The following is a 13,790-nucleotide window of genomic DNA, read 5'->3' on the forward strand; positions in this document are numbered from 1 at the left end:
GATCTTTCCAGTTGATCGTCGTACATCAGGACTAGCGGCCCGCGTGTGGACCGCTCGCCGCAGCATAGCTGGTGAGACGCGTGGGCCGCGCGGGAGGTTCCGTGCTTCTGATCTTTCCTGCGGCGGAGGCCGCCCGGTTCCTGCGGACCGCGCGGGCCAGCGCCACACCAAGCAGCAGGAGGCCGAAGACGGCGTAGATCGAGGAGATCGGCTGCTGCCAGAACTGCAGTGCGATGCTGCGCCGAGGGCTGTGCGGGGTGAGCCACATGCCGTACCCCAGGAAGGTGACGAGGCCGCCGGCCAGGATCAGCCGCCAGCGCAGGTGGCGTGCGCCGCGCGGGCGCTGCTGCTCCGTCACCGCCTCGGCGGTGAGCAGGACCAGCGCGGGCACGCACCAGACCCAGTGGTGGGTCCAGCTGACGGGGGAGATCAGCAGGGCGGTGACGGCGGCGCAGACCACACCCCAGGCCTCGGCGCGCGGCACGTGCCGGTTGCTCCGGGTGGCGTACACCGCTGTGCCCAGGCCGATCAGCGCGACGGCGGCGGCCAGGACGGCCCAGGACAGCCCCGGGTCGCGCTCGTGCAGCAGCCGGGCCAGGGCGCCGCGAAGTGACTGGTTGTCGGGGATGTGGGTGACCCCGACCCGGTGCGAGTCGTAGAGGTAGTGCGTCCAGAAGCGCTCGGAGGCGTTCGGCAGGGCGATCCAGCCGAGCAGGGCGGTGCCGAGGAAGCCGCCGAAGGAGGCCAGCGCCGCGCGCGGGCGGCCGGTCAGCAGCAGGTAGACGCCGAAAACGCCGGGGGTGAGCTTCAGGCCCGCGGCGATGCCGATCAGCAGGCCCTTGCTGCGGGCGTGGTCCGGGCGGGTGAGGTCGGCCAGTACCAGGCATGCGATCAGCAGGTTGATCTGACCGTACTTCAGCGTGGCCCAGACCGGCTCCAGCCAGATGCCGACGCCGACCAGGGCGACCGCGGCTATCGGCCGGACGTTCCGCCCGGGCCAGCCCACCAGGCGGAAGGAGAACAGGGCGACGGCCCCGAGCAGCAGCAGGTTCATCGCGGTGACCAGCACCCGCAGCGCCTCGACCGGGAAGTACGTGGTCGGCACGAACATCAGCGCGGCGAAGGGCGGGTAGGTGGCGACGAGGTCGAACTTCGGCACCACCATGGTGTAGAGGTCGGTGCCGTGCCGGACGGTGTTCCCCTCGGCGCGGTAGACCACCATGTCGACCATGTCGACGCCGACGGCGTGCCGGACGAAGCCGTAGAGCGCGAGGGACAGCAGGGTGCCGACCGTGACCAGGACCCAGGCCCTGCGGGTGGGTCTCCCGGGTCTCGCGAGGATCCAGGGGTTGGCCGGGGTCCGGGAACTTGCCGGGCTCCCGGAGCCGGTCGGGGTCCGGGCGCTCGGGATGCCTGCGGATCGCTGCGGCTCCTGTGACCTCCGGGGTTCCTGAGCTGCGGATTCGGCGGGTCGACTGCCGTCCACCGCCGTTTCGCGTACTGCTTCCCCCGCCACGTCCCCGCCTCCGGCTGCCGTTGCGACCTGGCCCGCTTTGCCAGATCCTTCGTCCACGGGAGCCTAGCGGGGGGCTCGGACAGTAGCGCCCCCAAGCCGGGGGAGCCCTCTCATCCTTCTGGACTACGCGGAGCCGTCCGGGCCGTGCGGGCTACGCGGAGCGGGCCGGCCGCTGCGCGCCGTCGACGATGCGGCGCAGCAGGTCCCGCAGCTGGCCCCGCTCGTCCGGGGCGAGGCCCGCCAGCGGGGTGCGGGCGAAGTGCAGCGACTCCCTGAGCTCCTCGGACGCGACGCGTCCGGCCTCGGTGGCGGCCACCCGCTTGACCCTGCGGTCGTCCGGGTCCGGCTGCCGGGCCACCAGGCCGCGGGCTTCCAGCCGGTCCACGATGCCGGTGATGTTGGACGGCTCGCAGGCGAGGGTCTGCGCGATCTGCCGCATCGGCATCGGTCCGCGCCGCAGCAGGGCCAATACCTTGGCCTGGGCGCCGGTCAGTGAGCGGGCGGCGGCGGCCTCCTCGTACTCCTTGTGGAAGAGGGCGACGAGGTTCGCCATGAGGTCGACCACCTCGAGGGTGAGCGGATCCTGGGGTTGTGACATGCCGAAAGGTTAGCTGAATATTTGACATGGTGAAGCTTTTGGCTGCACAGTTACTTGAAGTAATCAATGAACGATGAAGTAAAGGATGTCGAGACATGGCTGAGCAGACCCTGCCCGCGACCGGCCGCGAGTGGCACCTGGCGGCGCGGCCGTCCGGCTGGCCGGTCCCGGAGGACTTCGCGCTGGTGGAAGCACCGGTGCAGGCGCCGGAGGCAGGGCAGATCGTGGTCAGGAACGAGTACCTGTCGGTCGATCCCTACATGCGCGGCCGGATGAACGACGTCAAGTCCTACGCTCCGCCGTTCCAGCTCGGCGCGGTGATGGACGGTGGCGCGGTCGGCCGGGTGGTGGCCTCGGCGGCCGAGGGCTTCGCGGTCGGCGACCCGGTGCTGCACGGGCTCGGCTGGCGCGAGTACGCCACCCTCGACGCGTCCCAGGCGGTCAAGGTGGACGCCGCGCTGCCGCTGCAGTCCTTCCTCGGCGTGCTCGGGATGACCGGTCTCACCGCCTACGCGGGTCTGCTGGAGGTCGGCTCCTTCAAGCCGGGCGAGGCCGTCTTCGTCTCCGGCGCGGCCGGGGCGGTCGGCAGCATGGTCGGCCAGTTCGCCAAGCTGCGCGGCGCCTCGCTGGTGGTCGGCAGCGCGGGATCGCCGGAGAAGGTCCGCCGGCTGACCGAGGAGCTCGGCTTCGACGCCGCGTTCGACTACAAGGCGGGCCCGGTCGCCGAGCAGCTGGCCAAGGCCGCCCCCGAGGGCATCGACGTCTACTTCGACAACGTCGGCGGGGAGCACCTGGAGGCGGCGATCGGTGCGCTCCACGTGCACGGACGTGCGGTGCTCTGCGGCGCCATCGCCCAGTACAACAGCACCGAGCCGCCGGTCGGCCCGCGCAACCTGGCGCTGGCGATCGGCAAGCGGCTGCGGCTCCAGGGCATGCTGGTGCGCGACCACTACGCGCTGCAGCCGCAGTTCGTCGAGGAGGTCGGCGGCTGGCTGCGCGACGGGCGCCTGGTGGCGGACGAGACCGTGGTGGACGGCTTCGAGCACGCGGTGGACGCCTTCCTCGGCATGCTGCGCGGCAGCAACACCGGCAAGATGCTGGTCAGGGTCACCGGCTGACACGGGTCGGCTGACGGCGGGGGCGGTTCCCGGAACAGTTCCTGGGGTCGCCCCTGCCCACCCCCGGGGCGGTGCACGAGTACCGCCACGGTGTTGTCGACCGGGTGCTGCCCGACCGGAGCATTGTGCTGCCGCCGGACTGGGCGCCGCAGGTGCCGGACGACTGGCGGGAGGTGCTGCTGCGCGAGGCTGTGCCACGCGCGCTCGCGCAGGCCGGGGTCGGACCCGACCAGGTCGTCGGCGTCGGCGCCACGGCACCCCGCTGTCCGAGCTGCCCGGCCCGGCCGGGCGTCCGCACGCCTAACTACGGCGGGAAGGTCTCCGGCGAGTGGCAGTACGCCAAGGTGATGCAACTGCTTGATCAGGGAACGGAGTTGTACGCCGCCGCCGACCGTTGGATCGAGGCCGCCGACTAAACCGCGGTCCCGGGGCAGAGCGGGGTGGGCGACATCTTCGCCTGGCCACGCGCACCACCGTCCCCGAGGTCGAGGCGTTCGAGCAGGCCGGCGTCCCGGTGAACGAGTTCACCGTGGCCGGGGGCTGCGCCGCCCGGTCAATGTCGTCGGCTCCGGGCAGGGGCCGGTGCGGGAGGTTTGACGGAGGGTCAGTCTGATGACGGAGCAGGACCCGCCCCCCGACCCTGCGGTCGGCGGTAGATCGGCTTTGACGACCATCCGATGAGCACGCGAATCCCACTCTTCCGGGGCGGGATGCGCGTGCTTTCGGGTGGTTCAGCGGGACCGACACCCACGGCGGGCCCGGGCGCGGTACCGTTTCCTCAGCATTCCGGTGAGCGCTCAACTTCTCTTCGGATTGACCAAGTCGGCCTGGTTTTGGCCACGATGAGTGAGAGTTAGTCCGATTTGTCGAGATTATTGATCGCTTAGTGTTTACAGAATGTCACCTCGGGTAGTCATCCCTGTGGTGACGTACTGACACCACCAGGAGCAACCGGACGTGGGCATCGAGGCCGCTGGGGAAGGCGCCCCTCGCACCACATTGGAGGTCCCGGTGACGACTCGTGGAGTTCTCTACCTGCACTCCGCGCCACGTGCGCTCTGCCCCCATGTCGAGTGGGCCGCAGCAGGCGTGCTCGGCGTGCGGGTCAGCCTCGACTGGATTCGCCAGCCGGTCGCTCCCGGCACCTGGCGTGCCGAGTGCTCCTGGCAGGGTGAGCCCGGCACGGCCTCGCGGCTGGCGTCCGCGCTGCGCGGCTGGCAGTTGCTGCGCTTCGAGGTGACCCAGGACCCGTCGGCCGGCTGCGAGGGCGAGCGCTACAGCAGCACGCCCGATCTCGGCATCTTCCACGCGGTCACCGGCATCCACGGCGACATCCTGATCCCGGAGGGGCGGCTGCGCACCGCGCTGCTGCGCGCCGAGACCGGTCAGGCCGACCTCGAGGCCGAGATCTCCCGGTTGCTCGGCAAGCCCTGGGACGACGAGCTCGAGCCGTTCCGGCACGCGGGCGAGGGCGCCCCGGTGCGCTGGCTGCACCAGGTGGTCTGACAGCCGTCCGGCCCGCCGCCCCACGCCCCGCCCGTCCGTCCGACGCCCTGCCCGCACCGCCGTCCGACGCCCTGCCCGACCGCCCGCCCCACGACCCGCCCGCCCCGCCGTCCGGCGGCCCGCCCGCCCGGCCCTCCGACACAAACGGAGGGGCTGCTTCCGCAGCCGTTCCGGCTGCCGCTCAGCGCTGTGATCCAAGTGCAACCTGGGGTGATTCGGGCCGTCCGGGCCCGTCGTGATGTCCTGGTACATCCCTTTTACGGAGGGCCTCGAAGCCCCCTGGCAACCCCTCGTTTGCCACATCCACACCCCCGCCGACCCGCAGTTGTCCGATAATCGACAGAGATCATCCTGTTGACGGACGGTCAGGTCGCACCCGTGTAAACCCTGTGTTGCATCCACTGCCAGTGGTGGCAGTTGCCGCACCAGTTCTCCGCAACCCCTTGCGCCGCAATTCTTGACCCGTGTACACATCACAGTGGCGTTCCGAACGAGCGTTCATGTGATTCGTACGGAGCACTTGTCCTGACGGGCCCTCACTCCTGGAGTCGTCATTACCGATCACCAGTCCAACCATGGCCGACGAGCACGTATAGCCACCGCGGCGGTCGCCTCCATGGCCCTCGCCACCGGTGCCCTTGCTCTCGCCGTTCCGTCCCAGGCGGCCCCGGTCGCCGCCAAGGCCAAGGTACTGGCGGGCACCCGCCCCGCCTGGGCCACCGCCTCGGCGGACCAGGGCGCGGTCGCGGCCAACGCCGTGACCTCAGCCACTGTGTACCTCAACGGGCAGGACCCGGCCGCGCTCGCGGCCTATGCCAAGGCCGTCTCCTCTCCCGGCAACGCCTCCTACGGCAAGTTCCTCACGGCCGCACAGGCCAAGGCCAAGTTCCTGGCCACTCCGGCCCAGATCAAGGCCGTGCAGGACTGGCTCACCGGCGCCGGCCTCAAGATCGGCAGCACCACCGAGCACGCGATCACCGTCAGCGGCAACACCGCGGCGATCAAGCGGGCCTTCGGCACCTCGCTGCACCAGTACAAGCTCAAGGGCAAGACCGTGCACGCGCCGACCGCCAACGCGGTCATCCCGGCCGCCGTCGCCTCGGACGTCATCGGCGTCGTGGGCCTGGCCACGGTGACCCCCGCGGCCAAGCCGCAGTCGATCTCGGTCAACACCGCCGCCCAGGGCGCCGGTGCCAAGCCGAGCAAGACCGGGCTGCCGACGGTCGCGACCTGCTCCGACTACTGGGGCCAGAAGGCGGCCAAGGGCGCGCCGTACGGCTACGTCGCCAAGACCTCGTTCGACCAGTGCTCGTTCTACCCGTCGCAGCTGCGCAAGGCGTACGGCATCACCGCCTCCGGTCTGACCGGCAAGGGCGCCACGGTGGCCATCATCGACGCCTTCGGCTCCAGCACGATGGAGGCGGACGCCAACCAGTACTCCACCAACCACGGTGACAAGGCCTTCAAGCCGGGCCAGTACTCCGAGATCGTCACCCCGGACCAGTGGAACAACGTGGACGCCTGCGGCGGCGCCGCCGGCTGGGCCCCCGAGGAGGCGCTGGACGTCGAGATGGTGCACGGGCTCGCGCCCGACGCCAAGGTCGTCTACGTGGGCGCGAACTCCTGCACCGACGACGACCTGGGCGCTGCCCTGGCCAACGTCGTGGACAACCACCTGGCCGATGTCGTCTCCAACTCCTGGGGCGAGATCATGCACAGCTCGGTCAACGGGGACTACCCGCCGGAGCTGATCGCGGCCTACGAGCAGATCTTCCAGCAGGGCGCCATCGAGGGCATCGGGTTCGACTTCTCCGCGGGCGACTGCGGCGACAGCTCCCCGGGGGCCGCGGCCACCGGTGCGAACTGCGACCCGACCACCACCGAGGCCCAGGCCAACTGGCCGGACTCGTCCCAGTGGGTCACCAGCGTCGGCGGTACCGCGCTGGCGATCTCCTCGAAGAAGGGCGACTACGGCTTCGAGACCGACATGGGCACCCTGCGTTCGGCGCTGACCGCCGACCAGAAGGGCTGGAGCCCGCTGCCCGGCGCCTTCTACTTCGGTGGTGGCGGCGGCGTCAGCCAGGACTTCGCCCAGCCCTGGTACCAGGGCCCGGTCGTTCCCAGCGCGCTGGCGCACACCCTGCAGACCGGTGTCCACAGCGACACCGCCCAGCGGGTCACCCCGGACATCTCGATGAACGGTGACCTCTACACCTCGGTCCTGGTCGGCATCTCCGACGGAGCTGCCTACAGCGAGGGCGGCTACGGCGGCACCAGCGTCTCGGCGCCGGAGTTCTCCGCGGTCCAGGCCGACGCGATCCAGGCCCACGGCGGCCGTCCGCTCGGTTTCGCCAACCCGGCGATCTACTCCCGGGCCGGTGGCAAGTCCTACACCGACGTCGTCAACGAGTCGGCGGTCAAGGGCCAGCCCCCGCTGAGCGCGGTCTTCGACGCCGGCATCGTGGACGGCACCCTGCGCGCCCGTCTGATCGCCTTCGGCCGTGACTACGGTCTGACCGCGGTCAAGGGCTACGACAGCGCTACCGGTGTCGGCTCGCCGACCGAGACCTACCTGAAGTCGTTCAAGAACGGCTGACGGCAGCTCACGCGGTAAGCACACTCACGCGGGAGGCAACGCTCACGCGGTGAACCGGAGCCCGGCGGGACCACCCGCCGGGCTCCGGCGCGTTCCGCTCCGGCGGGCCCGGCGGCGCAGCACCAGGCGCAGCACCAGGAACAGCGCCACCCCGGCCAGCAGCAGCACCGATCCGGCGACCAGCCAGCCGGTCGGGTCCCACTCCTCGGTGCAGGTGGTGCCGTCGGCGGTGCAGACGTCGCCGGGGCCGCCGCGGTTGAGGTAGCCGACGAAGAACAGCAGCAGGGCGGGGCCGGAGACCAGCCCCGGCAGCCCCACGGCGGAGCGCTTCCCGGCCCGCCACAGCAGCAGGGCCGTCGCCGCCAGCACCACCGGCGCGACAAAGACCCCTATGGTCAGGGCGGTCAGCAGGGCCAGGCACCAGCCGGCCCCGAGCAGCAGCCAGGCGGCGAACCAGAGCCAGGCACGATCGACCTTCACGGCGCTCACTTGCGTCTCCTCTTGAAGATGTCGAGCAGGGAGGCGATCTTCCCGGCCCGGTCGAACAGGGCCAGCGCGGGTTCGCGCTCCCCCTCCAGGTTGGCGAGCATCTCCAGGCCCAGGTACATCGCCACCACGGCGTGGGCCAGTTCGTCGGGCGGCAGCAGCCGGGCGGCGGGGGAGCCGGCCAGGGCGTCCTTCATCGAGTCGGCGGCGAAGGCGCGCCAGGGGCGGATCCGGGCGGCGACCTCCGGCCGCAGCTCCGGGTTGAACTGGGCGGCGGCGATCATCTCGACCAGGACGGTGACATGCCCCTGGTCCAGGTCCTCGTCGAACACCGCCCGCGCGGCGCGGACCAGGGCGGAGAGTCCGTGCGACTCCTCCACCATGGCCCGGTAGCGGGTGTCGCGGGCCGCGCTCACCGCGTCCAGGGCGGCCAGGTGCAGCTGGGAGACGGTGCCGAAGTGATAGAAGATCAGCGCCTGGTTGCAGCCGGACCGCTGGGCGATCTCCCGTGCGCTGGCCCCGGCGAAACCGTTCTCGCGCAGGGCGGCGATGGCCGCCTCGACGAGCGCAGCCTTGGTGTCGTCCGAACTCCGGCCCTTGGCCATGCCTCTCCCTCAACTTTTGAGCGCCCGCTCAAACTGAGCGAGTGCTCAAATAGTAGGGAGTGCGGGGGTCGGACTGCAAGGGAAACGCAGAGGCCCGGTCCGGTGGGTACCGGGCCGGGCCTTGGGGGTGTCTGCGGGTCAGTCGCGGCGGAAGGCCAGGACCACGTTGTGGCCGCCGAAGCCGAAGGAGTTGTTGAGCGCCGCGATCGGGCCCTCGGGCAGCTTGCGGGCCTCGGCGATGACGATGTCGGCGTCGACCTCCGGGTCCAGGTCGTCCACGTTGACGGTGGGCGGGGCCGTCCGGTGGTACAGCGCCAGCACGGTGGCGACGGTCTCGATGCCGCCGGCGCCGCCGAGCAGGTGGCCGGTCATCGACTTGGTCGCGGACACCGCGATGTGGTCGACATGGTCGCCGAGCTCCTTGCGCAGCGCCTTGATCTCGGCCACGTCGCCCTGCGGGGTCGAGGTGGCGTGCGCGTTGAGGTGCACCACCTCCTCCTTGGCCAGGTCGGTGGACTCGAACAGGTGGGCGAGGGCGCGGGCGATGCCGGCGCCGGTCGGCTCGGGCTGCGCGATGTGGTGGGCGTCCGAGGACAGGCCCTGGCCCACGGCCTCGCAGTACACCCGGGCGCCGCGGGCGGCGGCGTGCGCGGCGGACTCCAGCACCACGATGCCGGCGCCCTCGCCCAGGACGAAGCCGTCGCGGGCCTTGTCGTAGGGGCGCGAGGCGGCCTGCGGGTGCTCGTTGTTCTTGGACATCGCCATCATGTTGGCGAAGGCGACGATCGGCAGCGGGTGGATGGCCGCCTCGGTGCCGCCGGCGACCACGACGTCGGCGCGGCCGGTGCGGATCATCTCGACGGCGTAGCCGATGGCCTCCGCGCCGGAGGCGCAGGCGCTGACCGGGGTGTGCACGCCGGCCCGCGCGCCGATCTCCAGACCGACGTTGGCCGCCGGGCTGTTCGGCATCAGCATCGGCACGGTGTGCGGGGAGACGCTGCGGACGCCCTTCTCCTTCAGCACGTCGTACTGGTCGAGCAGGGTGGTCACGCCGCCGATGCCGGAGGCGACGACCGCGCCGAGCCGGTCCGGGTCCACGGTCGAGCCCTCGGCCGTGGCCGGGGTCTCGAAGCCGGCGTCGGCCCAGGCCTCGCGGGTTGCGATCAGCGCGAACTGCGCTGAGCGGTCCAGCTTGCGGGCCTGGTGCTTGGGGATGATCTCGCCGGGGTCGACGGCGGTGCGGGCGGCGATCCGGACCGGGATGTCCGCCGCCCATGCCTCGGTCAGGGGCCTCACTCCGGAGCGCCCGTTGACCAGGCCCTCCCAGGTGGAGGCGGCGTCGGCGCCGAGCGGCGTGAAAGCGCCGATCCCTGTGACGACCACGGTGCGGTTGTCGTTGGTCACTGCTGTGTCTCCCACGTCTGTCTGCGTCTACTGCCGGGTCTGGTCGGTTGGCTGGGTGGTGCGGGCCGCCCCCGGCCGCCGAGAGCGGCCGGAGGACAGCACCGACTGAGGGGTGAGGCTCAGCTGTTGGCGAGGATGAAGTCCACGGCGTCGCCGACGGTCTTCAGGTTCTTGACCTCGTCGTCCGGGATCTTGACGCCGAAGCGCTCCTCGGCCGCGACGACGACCTCGACCATGGACAGCGAGTCGACGTCCAGGTCGTCGGTGAACGACTTGTCCAGCTCGACGTCCTCGGCCGGGATCCCGGCGATCTCGTTGACGATCTCCGCGAGACCGGAAAGGACCTCGTCCTTGGTGGCCATGTCGGCACTCCTTCGTGTTGTGCACTCTCCGTGTCCCGCCGGAATGCGGGCCACGGTCGTCTGGTGGGGGGACCGGGCGGTCCCGTCAGGGGAGGGTAACCACTGCCGCCGCGTAGACCAGCCCCGCGCCGAAGCCGATGATCAGGGCCAGGTCGCCGCTCTTGGCCTCGCCGGTCTGCAGCATCCGCTCCATCGCCAGCGGGATCGAGGCGGCCGAGGTGTTGCCCGTCTCGGCGATGTCCCGGGCGACCGGGACCGTCTCCGGCAGCTTCAACGCCTTGATCATCGCATCGATGATCCGCATGTTGGCCTGGTGCGGAATGAACGCGCCGAGCTGGTCGGCGGTGATCCCGGCGGCGTCCAGCGCCCGCTGGGCGGCCTTGGCCATGTCCCAGACGGCCCAGCGGAAGACCGCCTGGCCCTCCATCCGCAGGGCCGGCCACTTCACCTCGGCGCCGGTGCCGTTGACGGCGTCCGGCTTGGCGAAGGCGGTGTCCCAGGCCTGGGTCTGCGAGATCACGTCCTTCTGGGCGCCGTCGGAACCCCAGATCACCTTGCCGATGCCGGGGGTCTCGGACGGGCCGACCACGACCGCGCCGGCCCCGTCGCCGAAGATGAAGGCGGTCGAACGGTCCGTCACATCGGTGAGGTCGGACAGCCGCTCCACCCCGATCACCACGACGTACTCGGCGCTGCCGCTGCGGATCATGCCGTCGGCCAGGCTCAGGCCGTAGCCGAAGCCGGCGCAGGCGGCCGAGATGTCGAAGGCGGGGGCGGTGCCGCAGCCGAGCCGCAGGGCGATCTCGGTGGCGATGGCCGGGGTCTGCTTGAGGTGCGAGACGGTGGCCACGATCACGCCGCCGATCTGCTCGGGGGCGATGCCGGACTGGGCGATGGCCTTGGCGGCGGCCTGCACCGACATCTCCGCCACGGTCTCCTCGGGCCCGGCCCAGCGGCGCTCGGTGATGCCGCTGCGGGTGCGGATCCACTCGTCCGAGGAGTCGATCCAGTTCAGCACCTCGGAATTGGGGATCACCCGGACCGGGCGGTAGCCGCCCACACCCATGATCCGGGAGAACGCGGCACCGGTACTGGGCCGGATCTGTGCTGGCTGTGTCATGACGGAGTCCCCTCGGGTGCGGCGTGCTCAGCGATCAACTCGCGGGCCTTGTCGAGGTCGTCCGGAGTCTTCAGAGCGAGGGTAGCCACCCCCTTGAGGTTGCGCTTCACCAGGTTGGTCAGCGTCCCAGCAGGTGGGACCTCGATCACGCAGGTGGCGCCCAGGCGCTCCAGCGCCTCCATGCAGAGGTCCCAGCGCACCGGGTTGGACACCTGCGACACCAGTCGGCCCAGGATCTCGGCGCCGCCGTCCATGGCCTTGCCGTCGGCGTTGGAGACATAGGCGGTGCGCGGGTCCCGCACGGTGAGGCCGGGGGCCAGCCGGGCCAGCCGCTCGACGCCCGCGGTCATGTGGTGGGTGTGGAACGCCCCGGCCACCGACAGCGCGATCACCTTGGACTTGGCGGGCGGGTCCGCCTTGAACGCGGCGAGCTGCTCCAGCGTCCCGGCCGCGACGATCTGGCCGCCGCCGTTGTTGTTGGCCGCGGTCAGGCCGTGCTCGGCGATCTTCGCGGCCACCTCGTCCGGGTCGCCGCCGAGGACGGCGGACATCCCGGTGGCGGTCTCGGCCGCGGCGCCGGCCATGGCCAGGCCGCGCTGCCGGACGAAGGCGACGGCCTGCTCGGGGGTGAGCACCCGGGCGAAGGCGGCGGCGGTGATCTCACCGACGCTGTGCCCGGCCACCGCGCCCACCCGGCCGGTCAGCGACGAGCCGGACCCGGGGAACAGCACCGACCCGGCCGCCATCCCGGCGGCCACCAGCAGCGGCTGGGCGACCGCGGTGTCCCTGATGGTGTCGGCGTCGGCCTCGGTGCCGTAGTGCACCAGGTCGAGCCCGGCCACGGCGGACCACCAGTGCAGCCGGTCGGCCACACCGTCCACCTCGAGCCACGGGGCGAGGAATCCTGGCGTCTGGGCCCCCTGTCCGGGAGCAACGATAACGAGCACGAAACCAACCTTCTCTCGCTGGGGCCACCTCGCGCGGGTGGGGACGGAGACGAAGAACCGAACCCCTGGTTGTGGGTTCCCTACAGTCGCTCAACTGCGCAGGTCAGGCTGCCTGGAGTCGTCCCAGGGCCAGGGCGATGCGCAGCGTGAACGCGGAACGGACGTCGCTGGGCGCATAACCGGTGACATCGGTCACACGACGCAGGCGGTAGCGGACGGTGTTGGGGTGTACGAACAGCATTCTGGCCGCGCCCTCCAGCGAGGACGCCTGCTCCAGGTAGACCGAGAGGGTGTCCAGCAGGGCGGAGCCGGCCTCGTCCAGCGGGGTGTAGATCTCCTCCACCAGCTGCTGCCGGGCCGCCTGGTCGCCGGCCAGCGCCCGTTCCGGCAGCAGGTCGTCGGCCAGTACCGGGCGCGGTGCGTCCGGCCAGGCCGCGCAGGCCCGCAGCCCGGCCGCGGCGGCCTGGGCGGAGCTGGTCGCGGACAGCAGGTCGCCCACGGTGGGGCCGATCACCACGGGTCCGGCGGCGAACTGGCCGATCAGCGCCCGGGCGGCCGGGACCGGGTCCCAGATCCGGTCCGGGTTCTTCCCGCCGTCGCCGACCACCACCACCAGCCGGGCGCCCAGCACCCCGGTCAGCACGTGCAGCTTGGCGTGCCGGGCGGCCCGGCGGATCGCCTCCACCACCAGCTCGCTGTCCCCGGCCGGGGCGCTGCCCATCACCACCATCACCCGGTCCGGCGAGCCCCAGCCGAGCGCCGCCGCCCGCGACAGCACGCCCTCGTCGGCGTCCCCGGACAGCAGCGAGTTCACCACCAGCGCCTCGAGCCGGGCGTCCCAGGCGCCGCGGGCCTCGGCGGCCTGCGCGTACACCTGGGCGGTGGCGAAGGCGATCTCCCGGGCGTAGACCAGCACCGCCTCGCGCAGCCCGTCCTCGCCGCCGGGGGAGGCCACCTCGTCGATGGCCTCCTCGACCACCTCGATGGTGGTCCTGATCATCTCCACGGTCTGCCGCAGCGTCACCGCCCGGGTCAGCTCGCGCGGGGCGGTGCCGAAGACATCGGTGCTGATCGCCTGCGGGGCCTCCGGGTGGCGGAACCACTCGGTGAACGCGGCGATGCCGGCCTGGGCCACCAGGCCGATCCAGGAGCGGTGCTCCGGCGGCATGTTGCGGTACCAGGACAGCTGCTCGTCCATCCGGGCGATGGCCGCGGTGGACAGCTTGCCCGAGGCGCGTTCGAGCCGCTTCAGGGTCGCGGCATGCCGCTCGGCCCGCTCGGCGGCGGTCCGCCGCTCTATGGCCGTGCCGCGCGGGGAGCCGCGGCGCGCGGGGGGGTCGCCCGCGGCGGGCTCGGCGGCGGGCGGCGCGGCGGCCTTCTTCGCGGGCGAGGCGGAGGCGGTCCTGGCGGGCTTCTTGGCGGGGGCGGCTGGCACAGGCACAAGACTGCCCTACCGAGGGCGCGAAGTGCGCCGAGCAGCGCGCCCCAGCTGCGTGGCAACGGTCACAGCGGGCGGCGCGGACGGTAGCGTC

At 71.7% G+C, this 13,790-nt stretch carries 13 protein-coding genes; 4 read left to right on the forward strand and 9 right to left on the reverse strand.

The window, feature by feature from the left end; genetic code table 11:
• Positions 1–31: 31 nt before the first annotated feature.
• Both ACEZDG_RS11735 and ACEZDG_RS11740 read right to left on the reverse strand, forming a co-directional pair.
• Positions 32–1,516 carry a glycosyltransferase 87 family protein gene (locus tag ACEZDG_RS11735; protein WP_380506654.1) on the reverse strand — a complete coding sequence of 495 codons (1,485 nt, stop codon included), beginning with the start codon at positions 1,514–1,516 and terminating at the stop codon, positions 32–34.
• Positions 1,517–1,667: 151 nt separating this feature from the next.
• Positions 1,668–2,114, reverse strand: a complete 447-nt coding sequence (locus ACEZDG_RS11740; protein ID WP_380506657.1) for a MarR family winged helix-turn-helix transcriptional regulator — start codon at positions 2,112–2,114, stop codon at positions 1,668–1,670.
• Positions 2,115–2,209: 95 nt separating this feature from the next.
• Between ACEZDG_RS11740 and ACEZDG_RS11745 the strand changes: the two genes are divergently transcribed.
• The 4 genes from ACEZDG_RS11745 (at position 2,210) to ACEZDG_RS11760 (ending at position 7,334) form a co-directional block, all read left to right on the forward strand.
• A complete protein-coding gene (locus ACEZDG_RS11745) occupies positions 2,210–3,232 on the forward strand; it encodes an NADP-dependent oxidoreductase (RefSeq protein WP_380506660.1) in 1,023 nt (340 codons plus the stop codon).
• A 71-nt stretch (positions 3,233–3,303) separates the two neighbouring features.
• Positions 3,304–3,648 carry a hypothetical protein gene (locus ACEZDG_RS11750; RefSeq protein WP_380506663.1) on the forward strand — a complete coding sequence of 115 codons (345 nt, stop codon included), beginning with the start codon at positions 3,304–3,306 and terminating at the stop codon, positions 3,646–3,648.
• A gap of 595 nt (positions 3,649–4,243) precedes the next feature.
• A complete protein-coding gene (locus ACEZDG_RS11755; RefSeq protein ID WP_380506666.1) occupies positions 4,244–4,738 on the forward strand; it encodes a DUF3145 domain-containing protein in 495 nt (164 codons plus the stop codon).
• 616 nt (positions 4,739–5,354) lie between these two features.
• Positions 5,355–7,334, forward strand: coding sequence for a S53 family peptidase (locus ACEZDG_RS11760; RefSeq protein WP_380506669.1), 1,980 nt, complete (start codon positions 5,355–5,357; stop codon positions 7,332–7,334).
• Between the two features lie 42 nt (positions 7,335–7,376).
• Here the strand turns inward: ACEZDG_RS11760 and ACEZDG_RS11765 are convergent, their stop codons facing one another.
• The 7 genes from ACEZDG_RS11765 to ACEZDG_RS11795 all read right to left on the reverse strand — a co-directional run bounded on the left by ACEZDG_RS11765 (position 7,377) and on the right by ACEZDG_RS11795 (position 13,558).
• Positions 7,377–7,823, reverse strand: coding sequence for a hypothetical protein (locus ACEZDG_RS11765; RefSeq protein WP_380506672.1), 447 nt, complete (start codon positions 7,821–7,823; stop codon positions 7,377–7,379).
• Complete coding sequence (locus ACEZDG_RS11770) at positions 7,820–8,425, reverse strand: TetR/AcrR family transcriptional regulator (RefSeq protein WP_380506675.1); 606 nt, start codon at positions 8,423–8,425, stop codon at positions 7,820–7,822. Before ACEZDG_RS11770 ends, ACEZDG_RS11765 begins: the two co-directional genes overlap by 4 nt.
• Positions 8,426–8,563: 138 nt before the next feature.
• A complete protein-coding gene (fabF, locus tag ACEZDG_RS11775) occupies positions 8,564–9,829 on the reverse strand; it encodes a beta-ketoacyl-ACP synthase II (RefSeq protein ID WP_380506678.1) in 1,266 nt (421 codons plus the stop codon).
• Between the two features lie 119 nt (positions 9,830–9,948).
• Positions 9,949–10,191: an acyl carrier protein gene (locus ACEZDG_RS11780; RefSeq protein WP_030251060.1), complete on the reverse strand. Its 243-nt coding sequence runs from the start codon at positions 10,189–10,191 to the stop codon at positions 9,949–9,951.
• An 85-nt stretch (positions 10,192–10,276) separates the two neighbouring features.
• Entirely contained in the window at positions 10,277–11,311 is a 1,035-nt protein-coding gene (locus ACEZDG_RS11785; protein ID WP_380506681.1) for a beta-ketoacyl-ACP synthase III, read from the reverse strand.
• On the reverse strand, positions 11,308–12,258 hold the full coding sequence (locus ACEZDG_RS11790; protein WP_380506683.1) for an ACP S-malonyltransferase: 951 nt from the start codon (positions 12,256–12,258) through the stop codon (positions 11,308–11,310). Before ACEZDG_RS11790 ends, ACEZDG_RS11785 begins: the two co-directional genes overlap by 4 nt.
• Positions 12,259–12,361: 103 nt before the next feature.
• A complete protein-coding gene (locus ACEZDG_RS11795) occupies positions 12,362–13,558 on the reverse strand; it encodes a PucR family transcriptional regulator (RefSeq protein WP_380506933.1) in 1,197 nt (398 codons plus the stop codon).
• Positions 13,559–13,790 lie beyond the last annotated feature (232 nt).

It is taken from the genome of Streptacidiphilus alkalitolerans, assembly GCF_042511045.1.
In the GTDB taxonomy this organism is placed as follows: Bacteria; Actinomycetota; Actinomycetes; order Streptomycetales; family Streptomycetaceae; genus Streptacidiphilus; species Streptacidiphilus alkalitolerans.

What these genes read in the sequence shown, in the direction of transcription:
- ACEZDG_RS11770 (WP_380506675.1), bottom strand. Translation starts at nt 8,425, where the DNA reads ATGGCCAAGGGCCGGAGTTCGGACGACACCAAGGCTGCGCTCGTCGAG.
- ACEZDG_RS11785 (WP_380506681.1), bottom strand. Translation starts at nt 11,311, where the DNA reads ATGACACAGCCAGCACAGATCCGGCCCAGTACCGGTGCCGCGTTCTCC.
- ACEZDG_RS11745 (WP_380506660.1), top strand. Translation starts at nt 2,210, where the DNA reads ATGGCTGAGCAGACCCTGCCCGCGACCGGCCGCGAGTGGCACCTGGCG.
- ACEZDG_RS11780 (WP_030251060.1), bottom strand. Translation starts at nt 10,191, where the DNA reads ATGGCCACCAAGGACGAGGTCCTTTCCGGTCTCGCGGAGATCGTCAAC.
- ACEZDG_RS11740 (WP_380506657.1), bottom strand. Translation starts at nt 2,114, where the DNA reads ATGTCACAACCCCAGGATCCGCTCACCCTCGAGGTGGTCGACCTCATG.
- ACEZDG_RS11760 (WP_380506669.1), top strand. Translation starts at nt 5,355, where the DNA reads ATGGCCCTCGCCACCGGTGCCCTTGCTCTCGCCGTTCCGTCCCAGGCG.